The 19,994-nt window shown below is 29.1% G+C and carries 20 protein-coding genes; 15 read left to right on the forward strand and 5 right to left on the reverse strand.

All coding sequences use genetic code 11. From position 1 onward, the window contains the following. Positions 1-102: 102 nt before the first annotated feature. From E4J94_RS13865 to E4J94_RS13880, 4 genes are all read left to right on the forward strand, one after another. Positions 103-1,323, forward strand: a complete 1,221-nt coding sequence (locus E4J94_RS13865; protein WP_135836393.1) for an MDR family MFS transporter — start codon at positions 103-105, stop codon at positions 1,321-1,323. A 36-nt stretch (positions 1,324-1,359) separates the two neighbouring features. Next, positions 1,360-1,926, forward strand: coding sequence for a cob(I)yrinic acid a,c-diamide adenosyltransferase (locus E4J94_RS13870; RefSeq protein ID WP_135836394.1), 567 nt, complete (start codon positions 1,360-1,362; stop codon positions 1,924-1,926). Then, on the forward strand, positions 1,919-2,548 hold the full coding sequence (locus tag E4J94_RS13875) for a thiamine diphosphokinase (protein WP_317129226.1): 630 nt from the start codon (positions 1,919-1,921) through the stop codon (positions 2,546-2,548). Before E4J94_RS13870 ends, E4J94_RS13875 begins: the two co-directional genes overlap by 8 nt. A 64-nt stretch (positions 2,549-2,612) precedes the next feature. Further along, positions 2,613-3,347 carry an SIMPL domain-containing protein gene (locus E4J94_RS13880; protein ID WP_135836396.1) on the forward strand — a complete coding sequence of 245 codons (735 nt, stop codon included), beginning with the start codon at positions 2,613-2,615 and terminating at the stop codon, positions 3,345-3,347. Positions 3,348-3,582: 235 nt separating this feature from the next. Here the strand turns inward: E4J94_RS13880 and E4J94_RS13885 are convergent, their stop codons facing one another. The 3 genes from E4J94_RS13885 to E4J94_RS17635 all read right to left on the reverse strand — a co-directional run bounded on the left by E4J94_RS13885 (position 3,583) and on the right by E4J94_RS17635 (position 4,955). After that, positions 3,583-4,431, reverse strand: a complete 849-nt coding sequence (locus tag E4J94_RS13885) for an alpha/beta hydrolase family protein (protein WP_135836397.1) — start codon at positions 4,429-4,431, stop codon at positions 3,583-3,585. Positions 4,432-4,511: 80 nt separating this feature from the next. Next, positions 4,512-4,634, reverse strand: coding sequence for a hypothetical protein (locus tag E4J94_RS17930; protein ID WP_262710488.1), 123 nt, complete (start codon positions 4,632-4,634; stop codon positions 4,512-4,514). Positions 4,635-4,781: 147 nt separating this feature from the next. After that, positions 4,782-4,955 carry a hypothetical protein gene (locus E4J94_RS17635; protein ID WP_168801882.1) on the reverse strand — a complete coding sequence of 58 codons (174 nt, stop codon included), beginning with the start codon at positions 4,953-4,955 and terminating at the stop codon, positions 4,782-4,784. Between the two features lie 276 nt (positions 4,956-5,231). Between E4J94_RS17635 and mnmE the strand changes: the two genes are divergently transcribed. The 7 genes from mnmE to E4J94_RS13920 all read left to right on the forward strand — a co-directional run bounded on the left by mnmE (position 5,232) and on the right by E4J94_RS13920 (position 11,966). Continuing rightward, positions 5,232-6,629, forward strand: coding sequence for a tRNA uridine-5-carboxymethylaminomethyl(34) synthesis GTPase MnmE (mnmE, locus tag E4J94_RS13890; RefSeq protein ID WP_135836398.1), 1,398 nt, complete (start codon positions 5,232-5,234; stop codon positions 6,627-6,629). Positions 6,630-6,811: 182 nt separating this feature from the next. Then, a complete protein-coding gene (locus E4J94_RS13895; protein ID WP_125350829.1) occupies positions 6,812-7,954 on the forward strand; it encodes a site-specific integrase in 1,143 nt (380 codons plus the stop codon). A 236-nt stretch (positions 7,955-8,190) separates the two neighbouring features. Next, positions 8,191-8,763: a hypothetical protein gene (locus tag E4J94_RS13900; RefSeq protein ID WP_135836399.1), complete on the forward strand. Its 573-nt coding sequence runs from the start codon at positions 8,191-8,193 to the stop codon at positions 8,761-8,763. Between the two features lie 79 nt (positions 8,764-8,842). Then, complete coding sequence (locus E4J94_RS13905) at positions 8,843-9,124, forward strand: helix-turn-helix transcriptional regulator (protein ID WP_125350827.1); 282 nt, start codon at positions 8,843-8,845, stop codon at positions 9,122-9,124. 117 nt (positions 9,125-9,241) lie between these two features. Further along, entirely contained in the window at positions 9,242-10,396 is a 1,155-nt protein-coding gene (locus E4J94_RS13910) for a VapE domain-containing protein (protein ID WP_135836400.1), read from the forward strand. Between the two features lie 220 nt (positions 10,397-10,616). Continuing rightward, the gene (locus E4J94_RS13915; RefSeq protein WP_125350749.1) at positions 10,617-11,474 is read left to right on the forward strand and encodes a toprim domain-containing protein; all 858 of its coding nucleotides are present in this window, start codon (positions 10,617-10,619) and stop codon (positions 11,472-11,474) included. A gap of 138 nt (positions 11,475-11,612) precedes the next feature. Continuing rightward, positions 11,613-11,966, forward strand: coding sequence for a hypothetical protein (locus E4J94_RS13920; protein WP_125350748.1), 354 nt, complete (start codon positions 11,613-11,615; stop codon positions 11,964-11,966). A 25-nt stretch (positions 11,967-11,991) separates the two neighbouring features. On the opposite strand, the gene E4J94_RS13925 is transcribed toward E4J94_RS13920, so the two are convergent. Together E4J94_RS13925 and E4J94_RS13930 are read right to left on the reverse strand one after the other, a co-directional pair. Beyond that, complete coding sequence (locus tag E4J94_RS13925) at positions 11,992-12,546, reverse strand: hypothetical protein (protein ID WP_125350747.1); 555 nt, start codon at positions 12,544-12,546, stop codon at positions 11,992-11,994. Between the two features lie 11 nt (positions 12,547-12,557). Further along, positions 12,558-13,067, reverse strand: coding sequence for a hypothetical protein (locus tag E4J94_RS13930; RefSeq protein ID WP_135836401.1), 510 nt, complete (start codon positions 13,065-13,067; stop codon positions 12,558-12,560). A gap of 263 nt (positions 13,068-13,330) precedes the next feature. Between E4J94_RS13930 and E4J94_RS13935 the strand changes: the two genes are divergently transcribed. The 4 genes from E4J94_RS13935 (at position 13,331) to E4J94_RS13950 (ending at position 19,994) form a co-directional block, all read left to right on the forward strand. Continuing rightward, positions 13,331-14,077: a metallophosphoesterase gene (locus E4J94_RS13935; protein ID WP_125350745.1), complete on the forward strand. Its 747-nt coding sequence runs from the start codon at positions 13,331-13,333 to the stop codon at positions 14,075-14,077. Positions 14,078-14,292: 215 nt separating this feature from the next. Next, positions 14,293-15,858: a type I restriction-modification system subunit M gene (locus E4J94_RS13940; RefSeq protein ID WP_135836402.1), complete on the forward strand. Its 1,566-nt coding sequence runs from the start codon at positions 14,293-14,295 to the stop codon at positions 15,856-15,858. Next, on the forward strand, positions 15,848-16,990 hold the full coding sequence (locus E4J94_RS13945) for a restriction endonuclease subunit S (RefSeq protein WP_135836403.1): 1,143 nt from the start codon (positions 15,848-15,850) through the stop codon (positions 16,988-16,990). Before E4J94_RS13940 ends, E4J94_RS13945 begins: the two co-directional genes overlap by 11 nt. Before the next feature lie 40 nt (positions 16,991-17,030). After that, positions 17,031-19,994: a TrlF family AAA-like ATPase gene (locus E4J94_RS13950; RefSeq protein WP_135836404.1), complete on the forward strand. Its 2,964-nt coding sequence runs from the start codon at positions 17,031-17,033 to the stop codon at positions 19,992-19,994.

Consider the following 19,994-nt stretch of genomic DNA (forward strand, 5'->3'; position numbering starts at 1 on the left):
TGATGTCAAAAGTAATCAAAGATTATCAGAAACCTTGATAAATAAACGTTTTTTTGAAAAAAAAGAACTTAACTTTGCACAGCAAGATAAAAAAAGAAGCTAATGAAAATTCTAAAAATTTATATTGATGCTTATAGCGGTTTGTCTAAGGAGTCTTGGATGCTGGCTATTGTAATGTTATTGAATCGTATGGGTTCGATGGTTTTACCTTTTTTAGGAATTTATCTTATATCCGAACTTAATTTTAGTTTAGAACAATCTGGAATTGTGTTAAGTTGTTATGGAATAGGAGCTGTTCTAGGTTCTTGGCTTGGTGGATGGATTACTGATAAAATTGGAAATTTTAAAGTACAAGCTTTAAGTTTATTTTTAAGCGCTCCTCTATTTCTTATTCTACCTTATTTTACAACAGTTCTGTCATTCTCTATTATCATGCTTATTTTAAGTACTATTAGTGAAATGTTTAGACCTGCAAACTCTGTTGCAATAACGCGTTATGCTAAAAAAGAAAATATAACACGTGCATTTTCTTTGAATAGAATGGCTATTAATCTAGGTTTTTCTATTGGCCCATCTATGGGAGGTTTTTTATCTAACTACTCATACGATTTATTGTTTTATTGTAACGCTGCAGCTGCACTTATCGCAGGTATTGTATTTGTAGCTTTTTTCTATGGAAGAAAAGAACGAAATTCTGCTGAGCATGAGTCCAAAGATTTCAAACAAAATGAAGTGAAAGAACGAAATGCATACACAGATATGCCTTTTATTTTGTTTAATGTAATTTGTCTACTTTTCTCAGTCGCATTTTTTCAAATCCTAAATACTCTTCCTTTGTTCTACAAAGATGTTGTTAAAATGACACAATCAGAAATTGGATTGTTAATGGGATTTAGTGGATTCATTATTGTTGTTTTTGAAATGTTACTAATTCATTACACAGAGAAAAAATATACTATAACCAAACTTCTAGTATTCGGATCATTTATTACTGCTATTAGTTATTCTATTTTTAGTTTCAATCATACAATTGGAATGTTATACTTAGCTATATCAATGATGTCGATTGGTGAAATGTTAGTACTTCCTTTAATGTCTACAGTAACTGCTTTCAGGGCACAGAAAAATAATCGTGGTGCATATATGGGATTAAATGGAATGTCAAATGCAGCAGCATTCATTATATCTCCTTTTCTAGGAACACATATAGCAACTTCTTATGGTTTTGATATTTTATGGATTCTAACTTCTATAGTGCTAATTGTAGTTGCAATAGGATATCATTTCTTAACTAAACCACTTTTACCAAAGAATTTGCAATAAAATGTTTATCTTCGATAATCTAAAATTTAGAATTCAATGAAAGTATATACAAAAACTGGAGACAAAGGAACAACAGGACTTTACGGAGGAACACGTGTTTCTAAAAACAGTTTAAAAATAGAATCTTATGGAACAGTTGATGAACTAAATTCATATTTAGGTTTAATTCGTTCTTATGAAATAGATCCTGCACTAGAAGAAGAAATTATCATTATTCAAAAAGATTTATTTAATCTTGGTGCTGAATTAGCAACTCCTATTGATAAATTATATTTAGCAAACGGTAAACCTCGTATTCCAAAAACTATTTCAGAACAAGATATCATACAGTTAGAAGATTGGATCGATGATTTAGAAGGTCAATTGGAACAATTAACACACTTCATTCTTCCTGGTGGTAATCAACCAGCTTCTCATGCACATGTAGCTCGTTGCATTTGTCGCCGTGCAGAACGTTTAACAGTTGGTTTAGCTGAAGTAGAAGAAATTCGTCCTGAATTACAAAAATATCTAAATCGTCTTTCTGATTATTTATTTGTTCTAGGTAGAAAAATCGCTACAGATAATAATCACGAAGAAGTAAAATGGATTCCTGGTGAATAAAGCATTATTATTTTTAAATGGTGAAGTGCCTAAAATTCTACCTGATACTACAAATTATGAAAAGATTTTTTGTACAGATGGAGCATTTCGTTATTTACAAAAGTTAAATATAACGCCCGATGTTATTTCGGGCGATTTTGATTCTTTCGAGTTAAGTCAGTTTCCTCCTGAAACAGAAGTCATTTCTACTCCAGATCAAAATGATACTGATTTTGCAAAAGCTTTGCAGATTATTTTAAACAAAGGTTTCGATAATGTTGACGTTTTTGGCGCAAGTGGTCGTCAACAAGATCATTTTATTGGCAATCTTAATGCTGCTTATCGTTTTAAAGATCAATTAAATATCACATTTTACGATAATTATAGTAAATATTTTTTTGCAGAAAAATTAACTAAGTTAGAAGGTTATTTTGGACGAACAATCTCCTTAATTCCTTTTCCTGAATGTAAAAACGTTACCACAAAAGGTTTAGAATATCCATTAAATAAAGAAGATTTAAATCTTCTTTCTCGCATCGGAACACGTAATAAAGCAAATCAAGATCATATTAGCATCGAGTACTCTGAAGGTAATTTAGTCCTATTTATTATTCATCAAGAATACCCTATTTTATTGGCTTAATTTCACTACATCTAGTGAAATTATTTCTTCTTCTTTTTTGTATATTTACTGAAAACCAATAACTATGAATAAATTTTCAGTAATTGTTGCTTCAGTTTTGGCTATTGGATTAGTCTTTGGAGCTTTTATTTTAGGAAATGCGTATAAATACAAATTTAAATCAACAGAATCTATTAATGTAACAGGAAATGCTTTAAAAGACTTTGATGCAGATTTAGTTAAATGGCGTGCTACTTTTAGTCGAAAAGATTTTGATTTACGCGTAGCTTCAGATCAGTTAAAAGAAGATCAAAAAGTTGTTCGAGATTTTTTGATTTCTCAAGGGATTAAACCAAATGAAATTGTTTTTGAAGCTGTTAATATTTCAAAAGATTTTCAGTATGGAACGGATTCTAATGGAAACTCAACAAGCCAATTTACAGGTTATAACCTTTCTCAAGATGCTACAATCGAGTCGAAAGAATTAGATAAAATTGAAAAAGCTTCGCGTGAAATTTCAAATTTAATTAGTCAAGGAATTGAATTAAGTTCTTCAAATCCAAATTATTATTATTCTAAATTGGAAGATTTAAAACTTGAATTAATTGCGCAGGCTTCTGCAAATGCAAAACAACGAGCAGAAAATATTGCCACAAAATCTGGTTCTAGTTTAGGAAAATTAAAACAAGCAGATTTGGGTATTTTTCAAATTACAGGTAAAAATGATAATGAAGAATATTCGGCTGGAGGATCATTTAATACTACATCTCGCCAAAAAACAGCTCAAATAACTGTAAGAGCGAGTTATAACTCAAATTAAAAATAAAAAGCTTCTTAATAATTAAGAAGCTTTTTATTTTAAGTGAATGCTACAACTATCAATATTAATAATGTTACAGCTATCAGTATATCAACTAATTTTAAATTAAAACCACCAATACCAATACCTCTTTTTGTAGCATAGTTCTTTTTTGATGAAGACATTATAAATCCAATTTTTTATAGTCTTTTCTAAAACTATGCCACAAAATGCTGAAATTTGTTAAAACCTTACTTTATAGATTTTCTTTCAAAAAATCGATTGATTTTTTTATTACAATAGTCAATTTTTCCGGCAATAGTTCTTTAGTCCAAGGTTCTTTTCCTCCAAAAGTGTGGTTTGCTTCATTTATCAAAAATAACTCTGAATTTTTACTCCATTCATGTAGTAAATCTGCAGTATTAGGTTTTACAGCTTCGTCATTTGTCCCATGAATAATTAAATATGGTTTCTTTAAATGTTGAGCTGCAAACTGAATATTTAGCTCTTTCTCATGTTGTATGAAATCTTCATAGAATTGATAGTAATGTGGCATTTGTTGTTTTGTGCGAGAATTCTCAACATAAAACACTCCATTTTTTTTGAATTCTTCTAATCGTTCTTTTTTAGGAAAACGATTAGAAAAATTATCAATACCTGCTAAAGTAATTAATGCTTTTATTCGATTATCTCGGTAAGCTTGTAAAATTGTATTTCCTCCTCCTCTACTATGTCCTATAATTGCAATTTTAGTAGAGTCAACTTTTGGATGTTTATAAAAAAAGTCAATAATAGCATTATAATCAGACATTTCCTTTGTGTAATTATTATTTCCAAAAGCCATTAAATCATCAAAATTAGTTGGATTATCTAACGTTGTTCCATTATGTGAAAAATTAAACTTTACGAAAACAAATCCTGCTTTTGCAAATTCTTCTGCCATTAGATTAAATGTTCCCCAATCTTTGTATCCTTTATATCCATGTGCAAAAACGATAAGAGGATATTTATTTTCAGTATCAGGATAAAAACAGTCTGCTAAAAAAGGTTTTGTACAAGGATTATCAATAATAATATTTGTCTCTTTATTTATATTTGGATTCATCTTATTCTATTTAGTTATAAAGCTAACTATTTTTGATGAAAAGCTTAAAAAATGTACTCTTTTACAAATTTATTTTACAATCACATTACAAGAATTGTGATTAAAATTAAAGCAGCAATAATAATTAAGATATCAGCAATACTTATTTTCCAACCTTCAAAAAAAGGTTCTTGATATTTTTTATGAATTCTTCTTTTAGACATAATTTAGTTAGTTATTTCTAACAAAATTAAAGAGGTTATGAGGTATAAAAAATGATTCTTATACTAGTTTCCTAATCATTAATCACTCTAAATAACATGCATTAACTCTTCACCATATAAGAAGCCATATTATTTATGATTAAGAACTTATAAAAAATAATTAAATTTTGTCAAGAGCTTTAAGTGTTGCTGTTTCATATTTTCCATATCATGAACTATTACCTCATTTGTATCTGATAGCAACAAATTCTCAATACTTTCATCAACAGCTTCTAAATATTCAGGAAAAATTAATTGAATAGAAACCATATCTCCATTCACTTCTAAGGCACCTCTTGGTGTATCAGTGTTAATTCCAACCTAAGCATTCATCAGGGTAGAAAATAACAACGCTGCAAGTAAAATTACCTTACTTTTATATTTCTGATTCCTATTTTATCTAGTCTTAGAATTTTTAATAATGAAGTTGGTCTGCAAATAAAAAAACACAACTGTCTTAAAAAATAAATTACATAACATTTATTCAGTAAACACCATTTCGATTCATTTTAATAAATATTTTCGAGACTTATAATGAATATATTCTAACTTTGTAAAATGCTAAACAATGATACAATTTGTGCATTGGCAACTGCCAATGGAATGGGCGCTATAGCGGTTATTCGTATTTCTGGACCAGAAGCAATTTCTAAAGTTGCTCAGATTTATCAATCAAAATTTACTTCTACTAAATCTTTGAATGATGCTGAATCTCATACCATACATTTGGGTTATGTGATGGATGGAGATACCATTGTTGACGAAGCGCTTTTCTCTATTTTCAAAAATCCGCATTCTTATACAGGTGAAGATGTTGTTGAGATTTCAACACATGGATCGATTTATATTCAACAAAAAGTGTTGGAATTATTGAACAAAATAGGCATCAGAAATGCTGATCCAGGTGAATATACTTTCAGAGCCTTTTGGAATGGTAAAATGGATTTAACTCAAGCTGAAGCTGTTGCTGATTTAATTGCTTCGGACTCGAAAGCATCACATGAAATTGCCATTAAACAAATGCGTGGAGGATTTTCGAATCAAATCAAAGATTTGAGAGAACAGATGATCAACTTTGCGGCTTTGATGGAATTGGAATTAGATTTTTCTGAAGAAGATGTTGAATTCGCGGATCGCACACAGTTTTATGACTTGTTAAATAAATTACAATCTATTCTAAAACGTTTAGCTGATTCTTTTGCTTTTGGAAATGTGATCAAAAATGGAGTCCCTGTAGCTATTGTAGGTGCACCAAATGCAGGTAAATCTACTTTATTAAATGCCTTATTAAACGAAGAACGCGCCATTGTTTCAGATATTGAAGGAACAACACGTGATACGATTGAAGAAACAATTTATATTGATGGTGTTGGGTTCCGTTTTATTGATACAGCAGGTATTCGTGAAGCAGGAGATACCATAGAACGTATAGGAATTGAAAAAACATTTGAAAAAATAGACAATGCTTCGATTATTATCTATTTGTATGATGCAAACATTACTGCTGATAACCAAATTGCCAATCAATTGGATGACTTGCAACGTAGAGGAAAAATCTTGTTTAATGTTGCCAATAAAATTGATGTTACCAATAACGAATCAGCTATTACAGCAGCTATCAAACAAGAATTTAAAGATGTTGTTCATTTAGAAATTTCAGCCAAAGATCAATTTAATATTGAAGCTTTAAAAGAAAATTTGATTCATCAAATTAAATTAAAAGGAACTAATCAAGATGATACGATTGTAACGAATTCTCGTCACTTAGAAGCTTTGCAAAATACACTTTCTCAAATCGGAAAGATCAAACAAGGTATGGACATGGGACTTCCTGGAGATTTGTTAGCCATGGATATCCGTGAAGCTTTAACTTATTTAGGTCATATTACAGGAGAAATAGATGTGGATCAAGATATTCTTGGGACGATTTTTGGAAAATTCTGTATCGGGAAATAAATCGGATAATAACGGATAACAAAAACCTAACAACTACTTAATATAGTGATTGTTAGGTTTTTTATTTTTATATTTGGTGATAGTTAAAAGGCTGTTATTTGTACTTTGTTTGTACCTTATCTACACCTTTTTTTTAAATAATTTTAAAAGATGTAGTTTTCTACATCTCTATTCTATCAAATATGAAAATAAGCTTAAAACAGAAGAAATTAAATTCAGGTAAAATTAGCCTTTATCTAGAATATTATAAAGGTTCAAAAATAGATGATAATGGTAAAGAAATTCATAACCGAGAATTTGAATATTTAGGAAAGGAAATTGGTTATCTAATCAAAGATCCAATAAAAGCTGATGAAAAGAAAAATAACAAAGAAATTCTTGAATTAGCAGAAAATATATTAGCTATTCGTAAAAGTGAATTTTTACAAGGTAAATTTGGGATTGTAGATAGAGATAAAGCTAACATTACCCTATATGAATATTTTGACCAATTAAAAGAACATCGTTCTTCTTATTTATCAAATTACGGAACTTGGAAATCTGTAAAACGTTACATCGATCAATACTTTCATCATTCAACTACACTTTCAGAACTAACTATTGATTCTATAAATGGATTTAAACGATTTTTAGATGTAGATGCAAAAACCAAACATGGGACACCTTTAAAACATGGTTCTAAATATTCTTACTTCAATAGATTTAGAGCAACTATTAAGCAAGCTTATGAAGAAGGTTACATCACAAATCATAAGCTTTTAAAGATAAAACCTTTCGAAGAAAAAGAATCTCAACGTGAGTATTTAACTTTTGAAGAACTTCAAAATTTAGCTGTTACTGATTGTAAATATGAAGTAGTGAAACGTGCATTTCTTTTTAGTTGCCTAACAGGTTTAAGATGGAGCGATGTATTCAAATTAACTTGGAAAGAAGTTAGAGATGAAAATGATGATCATCGAATCTTTTTTACGCAACAAAAAACCGATGATTTAGAATATATGTATATCAGTAAACAAGCTCGTGAACTTTTAGGAGAACGTAACTATGCTAATCCAAGAGTCTTTGTAAATTTAAACTATGGTACAGGCACTAATACTGAAATATTACGATGGTGTATGAAAGCAGGAATTACTAAACATATTACTTTTCACTGCGCTAGACATACAGCTGCTACTCTTTTATTAGAAGCTGGAGCAGATTTATATACTGTTATGAAAGTCTTAGGACATAAAGATATCCGAACAACACAGATTTACGCTAAAATCGTTGACAAAAGATTAAAAGAAGCTTCTAACTTATTACCAACTTTAAATTTAGAATTATGATACTTTTTTACAACTTGATTTATATAACGTTGATAACTTTAACAATTTTATTCATAATAAATAAATTACTAAATATCAAAGACCAGAGATTTAAGATAATTTCATACTTGGTTATAATTTCATCAATCTTAATCAATTTTATTTTTTTAAATCCTAATCAAAGTGATTACACCGAAAATTATTTGAGATTAATTGTGATACTTGCTCTTATAGTATTTATTATTATTTTGTATAAGATGATATTTAAAAAAACTCTAAAAGATATCATCAATAATAGAAAAACAACGTTCAATAATACCGAAATCAATCATAATTATCATACAAATATTGATACTATCGATAATTCTAAAACCTTTCAAAACTCACAGACTAATAATCATTTAGAACAAATTAATAATGTAACGAATATTCATTCAAAACAAAGCAGTCAAAAAAAAGAAAAGGTAGACGTTATGAACTCGAGTGAAAATACTAATATTAAATTATCAGAAGAACAACTGAGAAAAGTATACTTTTTTTTTATTGATAACGAACTTTTAGCAGATTATGATTTAGAATTTATAAATTTTAAAGATTTATTTTTAAAAGAACAAATTAGGCTAAAAGCAGATGTCCCAACTTTAAGACAGCTGTATAATAATCTTAAAATTCAAAAGAATATTAAGTTTAATAATATTACAAATGATTTTTTAATCTATTTTATTAACTCAAATGATGATCAAATTTACGATTATAAACAATTTACAAAGGATCCTAAACCTACTTCAGGATTAAATGAAGAAATTAAAAAATTATTTAAAGATTTTTAGTGGTATGACCACTTTTCCCACTTTTCCCACTTTTCCGATATTATAATTTTGCTGGTATAATCATTAAAACATTATACCAATGGACAATTTAATTTTAGAAAAATTATTAAGTATAGAAACTCTATTACTAGATAAAAAGAAGGTATTAAACCCAGATGAATTAGCAAACTATACTGGCTATTCTAAATCGACAATCTATAAAATGGTTCAGAATAATATCCTACCGCATTCAAAGCCAAATGGAAAACATTTATTTTTTGATAAAGACTTAATAGATCAATGGCTTTTATCAAAAGGAAATAAATCAAAAGAACAACTAAAGTCTGATGCTTACAAATACACCACAAAACATAGAAAATAAAAAAGTGATTATTCCCCAATAATCACTTTCAAATATAATTAACAAAGTTTTTTGCTTTGTCTTATTTTTAAATCCTAGGTCAAAGGTAAGGCAAAAAACTTATAATTCAATCATTTTATGAGCAAAAATTATAAGTCGTTACGTTCTGTATTCGACCAGCTAGAGGAATATCTAAAAAATAGATATGATATCAGATTTAATAACATTAGTCTCCTTTATGAATCCTCAATTCAAGGAGAATATAATTACAATGAATTGAATCTAGAACGTCTATATGTAGAAATCGAAAGGAATGATATTCGTATTTCGTTTGACAAGCTTTTAATCTATTTAAAAGCTACATCTAATCATTATAACCCTATCAAAAACTATTTTCATAACCTATTACCAAAATGGGATGGCTATGATTATATAGGCGAATTGGTATCGAAAATTGTAGTGAATGAACATCAAGAGTTTTTTAATCTACAATTCAGAAAGTTTCTAGTTCGCACAATCCTCTGTGCTTGTGAAAAGAAAATAGTTAACAAAAACGCAATTATTTTTTATAGCCCTAAACAAAATATTGGTAAGAGTACTTTTATTCGATACTTATGCCCACCTATTTTAGAAGAATACATAGCTGAGAACATCAGCAACGATAAAGACTCTATTATCAAGATTGCTAAGTCCTTGATTATAAATCTAGATGAGATGCAAAATTTTATGACAAAAGATATAGAATTTACTAAATCTCTTATATCTAAGGACAGCATAAATGAGCGATTACCATATGGGAGAAAATCAGAACGAATTGAACGTATAGCCTCATTTTTAGGATCTACCAATCAAATTGGAATTCTAAAAGACAATAGCAATGTAAGATGGCTTGTTTTTGAGGTCGATCATTTTGATTTCTCCTACTCTACAATTGATATTAATAAAGTTTGGTCACATGCCTATCATTTAGCATATCATGATAAATCATTCAATCCATTCTTAACCGCTGACGAATTAAATTACAATGATGCAAAAAATAGCAAATTCAGAGCTTTTACTCGCGAAGAAGAAGAAATTATTGCATTTGTTGAACACAGTGAAGATGAGAAGGATTTTTTGACGGTTACTGAACTTTGTTTTCAATTAAAAAAAGTCTTCATCAATAAGAATCCAATAGTCTTAGGAAGATTATTAAACAATATAGGTTATAAAACAATTAGAATTGGAGATGAACGTACAAAAAAATACAAAATTAAACTATCAAATTACTATCATGAATTTTTTAGAATGTAAAAAACATCCTATTCATCCCGTTCATCTTATTCAAACCCTCTGTTAATGGACACTTATTCTGGGTAAGATTAGTATTTTATCTTATTCAATCCTATTCAGAATTAAATTTCCTGAACAGGTTGAATAGGATTGGATAGGATGATTTTTAAGCCTCTATCCTACTGATAGAGCAACTTGAATAGGATGAACGGGTAAAATTGTAAACTTAAATAGGATAAAAATGAATTTACACGAGATAAACAGCCTTAATTTTGTGCAATTACTAACAAATCAATTTGGAGTAAATCCACTATATAAATCAGAAAAATCAATATGGGTTAAATCACCTTTTCGACCCAATGAATCTACACCTTCATTTCATATTTCAAAAAACTATAAATATGACATTTGGTTTGATCATGGAAATGGCTTAGGAGGTAAAATTGTAGATTTTTACCTGCATTTTCTAAAAACAGATTTAAAAGGAGTATTAAAGCATTTTAATGAGAAGTCTTTTTCTTTTCAACAGCAAAAAGTTTCAAATGATATATTACCTCCAAAAAATAATTATAATGTCTTAAAATTGAAAAAAATCACTTCATTTCCTTTGATTAAATATTTAGATGAGAGAAAACTTCCTTTAGAAATTGTAAATAGATACTGTAAAGAAATTCATTACAAGTTAAATGATAAAAAATATTACGCAATTGCATTTCCAAATATTCAAAATGGTTTTGAAATTCGAAACAAATATGTCAAAATGTGTTTGATAAAAAAAGATATTACTTTGATTAAAAATAATCAAACTCAATTAAAAATTTTTGAAAGTTGGAGTGATTTTATTAGTTACCTTTTTTTATTTCCTTATGATGAATTTCTATATGATTTTTTGATTTTAAATTCAATTTCATTACTCAGAAAAAATATAAACTTGATTAATCAATATGAAAAAATTGAATCCTATTTGGATCATGATGATGCTGGAAAATCTGCAACAGATTTTTTAAAAACTGAATTAAAAAGTAAAGTAAAAGATGATTCATCTTTTTATAAAAACTTCAAAGATTTGAACGAATTCATAATTAATAAAAATTCTTAAATATAAGTTAAAAATCGATTTACATGCAAGATGTGGATTTGTATGTACAACACAAAACACAACCTGCCTTTAGAGTAAAAAAGGAAAATATTTTTCGGAACTCAAAATACTAAAAACAATTTTCAAAAAAATAGAAAAATGAAAAAAAATAAAAGGATTGCAATTCGATTATCTGAAGAACAGAAAAATAAAATTATTAAATTATCTGAAGATGATAATTTAACAATGACAGACTTAATTGTGAACAAAATTATAACTGATCCACCAAAAAAAATATTTAAACTTCCTCTTGAAGAAATTGAATTTATTAATAAGAATTATTCAATAATTGGAGATCAAATTAATTTAATTGCCAAACAAGTTAACATAGCAAAAAAAATTGATAATAACACTTTAATTGAATTAAATGAGGTTTTGAAAAAATTAATAATAATTAAATCAAAGTCAAATGCAATAATGCAAGAAGTAATTAATGAGGGAAAAGTAGACTAAAAAATGGATCAATATGATCCATTTTTTATTTCCATACAACATCAAGGTTCTCAAAAATTGCTTCGTTATTTTTAGTCATTAACACCTTTGAATAAACGATTATTTTTAATTGTCTTATGATTGGAAAGGTTGTTTCGGTTGTTTTGAATGTGATGGTTGCTTTGGTTGGGATGTTAGGTTCGATATTTTCGGCACGAATTCCATTATTAAATGACACAAATACTTCATAAGTCTGAGCTTGATTTCCTTGAGAATCTATAAAATAAGCCTGCTCACATTGGAAAAAGCTTCGTGTTTCAGCTTCTATATTTTTGTACATAAAAGTTACCGTAACTGTTTTATCAGCTTTAGAACCTACTATACTTGTAATATCAAGCTGTAAACCTTCAATCTTAACCGACTGAATTGGTTTCAATAAACCAAGCGTTTCTTTGTAATAACGATTTTCCTTCGATAATTCTTCATTTTTAGCCTTTTGAAATTTAAGTTCGTTTTCTAAATCAGGACATTTTTGTTGAGCAAAAGAAAAAGAATTTAAAATCGTATAGAATAAGATGAATGTTATAAATTTCACTTTCATTAGTTCTAATTTTAAGTTGTTAAGCAAAATTCATTATATTCTTTTAATTGATTTTCAATCGCTGAATCATACCATTCTTTTGTCGCATAATGTTCTTTATAAGCTTTAATTCCTCCTTTTATAGTAAGAATTCGAGCAAAAAATAAATTAACAAATAAATTAGTTTGATTTTTTTCAATAGCATCAAGAATCTCAATATGGATTTCTTCTATAGAAGCATCATTTCTATTGTATAAAAAAGCATCCGCTGTAAAATTTGCAGTTGAAATGATCATCCAAAACAACTTATTTCTTTCGGATTCATTCAAATTTGAAATATATTCTGAAATAGAATTTACGATGAATGGTTTAAAATCTTCCTTTTTATTAAGTATTCCTGATTTGAAAGAATCTGAAAACTCTTTTACTTCAATTTCATTAATTCTTATAAATTCTGGTGGATTAACATTGCCAAATAAGGCAACGCTTAAGAATTGAGCAATAATACTCTTTTGCTCTTGTAATGTTAATTGTTTTTCCATGTCTAGATTGTTTTTAGAAAAAAAGTAGCGTGGAACTAAATACATTTCGTGACAGAGGTACTAGGATACCCAAACAACCAGAAAGACTCAGCCCACGCCATATATAGACATGGGCGTAAGCCTAACGAAAATTTGGTTGTTTTAGAAGATTCCTAGTTTTCTGACACCAATTGACGAAAGCTTACGCGTACGTAATTACTATTTTAATGATGTAAAGATAGGAAATGATTACTAAATTTATCCTATTAATTATACTTACAATCATGAAAATTCAAATCCTTAGTGATCTACATTTAGAATTTGGTAGTACCTCTCTTTTATTCGAAAATGCAGATTTAATTATTTTAGCTGGTGATACACATCTTGGTATCAAAGGAATTGAATGGTGTAAAAAATATATTCCAAATAAAAAGATTATTTATCTTTTAGGGAATCATGAATATTATAAAGGTTCATACCCTAAAACATTATTAAAGATAAAAGATGCAGCATTAAATTCAAATATAACAGTTTTAGAAAATGATTTTATTGATATTGAAGGAATTCGTTTTCATGGTTGTACACTATGGACAGATTTTTCAATATTTGGAGATCCAATGAAATATGGGATAATTTGTCAAAGTCAAATGAATGATTACAAATATATTAAACGTGATCCTTCTTATTCAAAAATGAGAACTATTGATATTTACCGAATACATAATAAATCTATTGCATGGCTTGAACAAAGCTTGAAGGATTCCATAGCTTTAAAAAATATAGTTATTACACATCATGCACCAAGTATTAAATCTGTACCTGAAGAGTATAAAAATATTTCTGTAACAGCAGCTTATGCTTCAAATTTGGAAGATTTTATTTTAGAACATCAACCAATGTATTGGATTCATGGACATATTCACACACCTTGTCGATACAAGATTGGTGCTACTGAAATCATCTGTAATCCTCATGGATATATTGATGAAATAGATAATGGTTTTATAAAAGAGTTGATTATTGAAGTTTAAAAATAATCTTGATTTCCTTTTTCTTTCAAAAGCAATTATCATTTACCTTCACTTTGATAACTTTTTATTATCATCACGTCTTATTTTGTCGCTATAAATTAATATTTTTGATATATATATACAAATACGGTTTTACGTAAATAATTATCCGATAATATTACTTTATTCGCAGTTATTGTATTTGTATATTTACAACAAAGAATTGATAAGCAAATATGGCTAAAAAAGTCCAAACAAAAAGTACCGAAGAAATCCTATGGGATTCAGCAAATAAATTACGAGGTTCTGTAGAACCATCCGAATATAAACATATTGTATTAAGTTTAATCTTCCTAAAATTTGCGAGTGATAAATTCATCAAACGCAGAGCAGAATTAAGTGCAGAAGGCAAAGAAGCTTTCTTAGAAATTCCTGAATTCTACCAGGCAGAAAACGTATTCTATCTTCCAGAAGAATCGCGTTGGACGTACATCATCGAAAATGCTAAACAAGAAGACATTACCCTAAAAGTAGATACGGCTTTAAAAACGATTGAGCGAACAAACAAATCCTTAGAAGGTGCTTTGCCTGATAACTATTTCTCACGTTTGGGATTGGATCAATCCAAATTCTCGGCTTTATTGGATACCATCAACAATATTGATACGCTAAAAGACGAGGCGCAGGATATTGTGGGGCGTGTGTACGAATACTTTTTGAGCAAGTTTGCCATTGCCGAAGGAAAGGGAAAAGGAGAATTCTATACGCCGAAGTCGATTGTAAATTTAATTGCCGAAATGATAGAACCGTACAAAGGGAAAATCTATGACCCGTCTTGTGGTTCGGGTGGTATGTTTGTACAATCGTTGAAGTTTATTGAAAAGCATCAAGGAAACAAAAAAGACATCTCGATTTACGGACAAGAGTTAACCAATACTACGTTTAAGCTGGCGAAGATGAACTTGGCGATTCGTGGGATTTCTGCCAATTTAGGAAACAAAGCAGCTGATACGTTTGCAGACGATCAGCACAAGGAATTGAAAGCCGATTACATCATGGCGAATCCTCCGTTTAACTTAAAAGATTGGCGTGCCGAAAACGAATTAACCGACGATCCGCGTTGGGCAGGTTACGAAGTACCTCCAAAATCGAATGCCAATTATGCTTGGATTTTGAATATGATTTCCAAACTATCTCAAAACGGAGTGGCTGGATTTATCTTGGCCAATGGTGCGCTTTCGGGTGGTGGTGAAGAATACAAAATCCGTAAACAAATTATTGAAAACGATTTGGTAGAAGCGATTGTGATTTTGCCGCGTGCGATGTTTTATTCTACGGATATTTCGGTAACGCTTTGGATTTTGAACCGCAATAAAAACGAACGCACCGTAGTAAAGGCGAATTGCAATTCGCCCATACACTACCGTAAGCGTGAGGGCGAAGTGTTATTTATGGACTTACGCCAAAAAGGAGAACCGTTTGAAAAGAAATTTACTCAGTTTTCTGAAAATGATATTGAGCAAATTGCTGAAACCTACCACAACTGGCAACTGAAGGATTGGGAAACGACCTATGCTAACGAAGCGGAATATTGCTATTCGGCAAGTATAGAAGAAATTCGTAAAAAAGATTATTCTTTGGTGCCAAGCAAGTACATCGAATTTGTAAACCGTGATGAATCCTTGGATTACGATACGCAAATGCAAGTTTTACAAAGCGATTTGAAAGCGTTGTTTGCACAAGAAGCCGAATTGAAAGAACAAGTAGCAAACGTATTTAAATCGTTGGGTTATGAGTTATAAGAAGTTGGGTGAATACATTGAAGTAATTGATGATCGAAACCGAGATTTACTTGATTTACCTCTTTTAGGTGTTTCGGTACAAAAAGTATTTATTCCATCTATTGCTAATACAGTTGGTACAGATATGAGTAAATATAAAATTCTTTCAAAGAATCAATTTACTTATATTCCTGATACGTCAAGACGTGGAGATAAAATTGGTGTAGCATTATTAAAGAATCATGAAAAGGCATTAGTTTCTCAAGCCTATACAACATTCAAAATCATAGATGAAGAAAAATTAAATCCTGATTATTTGATGATGTGGTTTTCTCGCCCAGAGTTTGATCGTTATGCACGTTATCACTCAATTGGAAGTGTTCGAGAAGTGTTCGATTGGACAGATATGTGCGAAGTAGAACTACCCATTCCATCCATCGAAAAGCAACGTGAAATTGTAGCGCAATACGAAGCGGTAGCCAACAAAATAAAAGTCAACGAAGCCATTTGCGAGAAATTAGAAGCCACTGCACAAGCTTTGTACAAACATTGGTTTGTGGATTTTGAATTCCCGAATGAAGAAGGTCAACCCTACAAATCTTCAGGCGGTGCTATGGTGTTTAATGAAGAATTGGAAAAGGAAATCCCTGAGGATTGGGAGGTTGGATTATTATCAGATTTAATAACTGTAAAGTATGGTAAAGATTACAAGCACTTAAATGTTGGAAAAATACCACTTTATGGTTCTGGAGGTATAATGAGTTATGTTGACAGTGTTCTGTATGATAAACCTTCAGTTTTAATTCCAAGGAAAGGTTCTTTAAACAATATCTTATATGTTAAAAGTCCATTTTGGTCTGTTGATACTATGTTCTATTCAATACCAAAAATTGAAAACGTTTTGATTTATATTTTCAACGTACTTTCTAGAATGGATTTTAATTCTTTGAATGTTGGATCTGCGGTGCCAAGTATGACTACTGAATACTTAAATAGTATGCAAATTTTAATTCCAAATGAAAAAACACTAAAATCATTTGAAAGCGAATTAAATAAAATTGAAGAATATAAAATATCGATTAATAAGCAAAACCAAAAACTCACCCAACTCCAAAGTTTGTTGTTAAGCCGATTGGCGAGATTGGAGGAGTGATAAAAAAAATAAACTACTATTAACAAAGAAAACTTTTTTTATGATAAACAAAGGCTCAGAATGGAATATATGGGACTTACATATACATACACCTGCATCTGGATTTGCTTCGGATGCTGACTACCCTATATTAATCGAAAATTTAAAAAAATCAGAAGCTGATGTAATAGGAATTAATGATTATTGTTCTATACAAGGGTATAAAAAAATTATTAGTTTAGGTGGAGTTGAAGGGAAAATTCTTTTCCCAGTGGTAGAGTTTAGAATGAATAATAAAATTAATCACAAAAATTCTACAGCTACTGAAGGTGGAGTAAGTATCAATTTTCATATAATTTTTGATAATAATACTGATCTCAATAGTATTGAAGTTGAATTAAATAGTTTAGAATGCAAATATGATGGTGGAAATGAATCGAAATTAGGACATGTTACAACTGTCGAGGAATTAAGTAAAATATCTTTCGATTATTTCGATACTATTAAAAAATTAAACTCATCTATTTTAAAAAATAAGTTTCTAGTTTGGGTACCGTATGATGAATACGGAGGAATTGACGCTATTGATCCAATCAATGATGGATTTTTTAAATTAGGGATTATTAATTTTGCTAATATATTAGGATCAGGAAACAAAAGACAGATTTCTTATTTTTTAAGTGATAGATGCGTTACCGACGTTGGGAAAAACATTGCTTGTATTAAAGGTAGTGACGCACATCAACTAGACTATCCATTCGGAAAATTACGTGATAAAGATTCTAATCCGACAGATAGATATTGCTGGATTAAAGGTGAAAAAAGTTTTAAAGCTTTACAACATTTAATTGTTGAACCTATAGATAGAGTTGTTATAAATGATAAAAACCCTATCGAAATTAGAATAACAACAAATCGTACAAAATATATAGAATCTATTAAGATTAATCAAGTTTCAGGATATAACCAATCCACTCATGGCGAATGGTTTAATGAAGTGGATATTCCACTTAACCCTGAATTAGTTGCTATTATAGGTAATAAAGGAAATGGCAAAAGTGCTTTAGCAGATATTATCGGTCTCTGTGGAGACTATAATGGTAACCATGATGATTTTTCATTCTTAAATAAGAAAAAATTTGGTGAAAATAATGGTCGTATTTCTCAAAATTTTGAAGCAAGACTAAAATGGTTAAGCGGAACTGAAAGTATCAAAAATCTAAATGATAAAACTGATAGTACATTTACAGAAAAAGTAAAGTATTTACCTCAAGGTTACTTTGAAAGTATTACAAATGAATCAGTAGAAGGATTCAATAAAGAAATCGAGGATGTTGTGTTTACTCACTTGGAAGAAGATGAGAAATTAGGTAAGACTAATTTTAAAGAATTGATTGACTATAAAAATAGTGTGAGTAAAGAAGAAATTACTCAATTGAAAGGTAAGTTACATTCTGTTAATGAATCTATATTCAATAAGGAAGTTAAGTTAAATCCACTATATAAAAAAAGTATTGAAGATCATATAAAACAAAAGCAAGATGAGCTGAACGCTTTAATTGAGCCTATTTCTGTGTCAAATCCTAACGACAATCCTGAACATGCTGAACAAAATAAAATTGTCAATGATGAAATTGAAGGATTAAATAAGAACATCAAACTTCAAGAAGATAAAATAAAAGAAATTGAAGAGTTAAAATTGAATCTTTTAATTGAGATTAATGAGTTAAAATCACTTAAACAACGGATTGACAATAAAGTAAAAGAAGTTGTTGACTTTAAAAATAGTTTAGTTCAAGAATTATCGAAATACAAAAATCTCGATATTAGTGAATTAATTACAGTAACATCAAATCTTGAAAATTTAGACAAATTATTATCCGAAAAGAATACATTATATGAAGATTACAAATTAGCATTAGAAGAATCTACTTCTACCGATCCTAATTATAAATCTGAAAAGAACATTTTAAAAGGATATATAGATAGAAAAGAAGATATACAAAAATCTTTAGGCGAAGCTGACAAAGTTTATCAACACTATCTTTTAGAAAAGAAAAATTGGGAAGATCTTAAAAGTAAAATAATTGGCAATGAAAATAACCAAGGTACATTAGAGTTCTATAAAAAGGAATTGAATTATTTAAATGTAAGTCTTACAAGTGAAATAGAAGCTGAAAAAATTGAAAGATTAAAACTTACAAATGATATCTTTGAATTAAAAAGTTCTGTATTATCCACATACCAAAATGTAAAACAACGTATTGACAATATTATTAATGAGAATAATGAATTACTTTCCGCATATCCGATAGAAATAGAAGCTTCTTTTACATTTACTACTAATTTTCAAAAAAAGTTTTTAGATTTTATTTCTTTCAATAAGGCAGGAACTTTTTACGGAAAAGAAAATGCTGAAATACAATATAGAAAAATAATTGAAAATGTAGATATTGATAACTTTGAAGGTGTTACTAAATTATTGGATAACTTGATAAGTCCATTTTTTACTGATTTAAGAGATGAAGGAAAACAGACAAATATTGAAAATCAAGTAAATGACGTAATTGACTTATATGATTATTTATTTTCCTTGGATTTTATTGATTATAATTATGAATTGCGTCAAGGAAGTAAAAATTTAGAACAACTATCTCCTGGTGAAAAAGGAGCTTTATTACTAATATTTTACCTTTTACTTGACAATAATGACATTCCATTAATTATTGATCAACCAGAAGATAATCTAGATAATCATAGTGTTGCAAATATTTTAGTTCCATTTATTAAGAAAGCTAAATCAAAGAGACAAATAATACTAGTTACACATAATCCAAATTTAGCAGTTGTTGCCGATGCAGAACAAGTAATTTATACTGAACTCGACAAGGAGAATAATTATAAGTTTTCGTTTAAAGCTGGTGCAATCGAAAATCCGGAAATTAATGAATGTATTGTAAAAGTTTTAGAAGGAGCAATGCCTGCGTTCAATAAAAGAAAATTAAAATATTACGAGAATTTGTAA

The organism is Empedobacter tilapiae (assembly GCF_004785645.1).
Classification (GTDB): domain Bacteria; phylum Bacteroidota; class Bacteroidia; order Flavobacteriales; family Weeksellaceae; genus Empedobacter; species Empedobacter tilapiae.

Excerpts from the sequence above, each read along its gene's own strand:
- E4J94_RS13870 (WP_135836394.1), top strand. The coding sequence starts at position 1,360 with ATGAAAGTATATACAAAAACTGGAGACAAAGGAACAACAGGACTTTAC.
- mnmE (WP_135836398.1), top strand. The coding sequence starts at position 5,232 with ATGCTAAACAATGATACAATTTGTGCATTGGCAACTGCCAATGGAATG.
- E4J94_RS13930 (WP_135836401.1), bottom strand. The coding sequence starts at position 13,067 with ATGGAAAAACAATTAACATTACAAGAGCAAAAGAGTATTATTGCTCAA.
- E4J94_RS13895 (WP_125350829.1), top strand. The coding sequence starts at position 6,812 with ATGAAAATAAGCTTAAAACAGAAGAAATTAAATTCAGGTAAAATTAGC.
- E4J94_RS13950 (WP_135836404.1), top strand. The coding sequence starts at position 17,031 with ATGATAAACAAAGGCTCAGAATGGAATATATGGGACTTACATATACAT.
- E4J94_RS13900 (WP_135836399.1), top strand. The coding sequence starts at position 8,191 with ATGATATTTAAAAAAACTCTAAAAGATATCATCAATAATAGAAAAACA.
- E4J94_RS13880 (WP_135836396.1), top strand. The coding sequence starts at position 2,613 with ATGAATAAATTTTCAGTAATTGTTGCTTCAGTTTTGGCTATTGGATTA.
- E4J94_RS17930 (WP_262710488.1), bottom strand. The coding sequence starts at position 4,634 with ATGTCTAAAAGAAGAATTCATAAAAAATATCAAGAACCTTTTTTTGAA.
- E4J94_RS13935 (WP_125350745.1), top strand. The coding sequence starts at position 13,331 with ATGAAAATTCAAATCCTTAGTGATCTACATTTAGAATTTGGTAGTACC.
- E4J94_RS13905 (WP_125350827.1), top strand. The coding sequence starts at position 8,843 with ATGGACAATTTAATTTTAGAAAAATTATTAAGTATAGAAACTCTATTA.
- E4J94_RS13915 (WP_125350749.1), top strand. The coding sequence starts at position 10,617 with ATGAATTTACACGAGATAAACAGCCTTAATTTTGTGCAATTACTAACA.
- E4J94_RS13910 (WP_135836400.1), top strand. The coding sequence starts at position 9,242 with ATGAGCAAAAATTATAAGTCGTTACGTTCTGTATTCGACCAGCTAGAG.
- E4J94_RS13885 (WP_135836397.1), bottom strand. The coding sequence starts at position 4,431 with ATGAATCCAAATATAAATAAAGAGACAAATATTATTATTGATAATCCT.
- E4J94_RS13945 (WP_135836403.1), top strand. The coding sequence starts at position 15,848 with ATGAGTTATAAGAAGTTGGGTGAATACATTGAAGTAATTGATGATCGA.
- E4J94_RS13920 (WP_125350748.1), top strand. The coding sequence starts at position 11,613 with ATGAAAAAAAATAAAAGGATTGCAATTCGATTATCTGAAGAACAGAAA.
- E4J94_RS13940 (WP_135836402.1), top strand. The coding sequence starts at position 14,293 with ATGGCTAAAAAAGTCCAAACAAAAAGTACCGAAGAAATCCTATGGGAT.
- E4J94_RS13865 (WP_135836393.1), top strand. The coding sequence starts at position 103 with ATGAAAATTCTAAAAATTTATATTGATGCTTATAGCGGTTTGTCTAAG.
- E4J94_RS13925 (WP_125350747.1), bottom strand. The coding sequence starts at position 12,546 with ATGAAAGTGAAATTTATAACATTCATCTTATTCTATACGATTTTAAAT.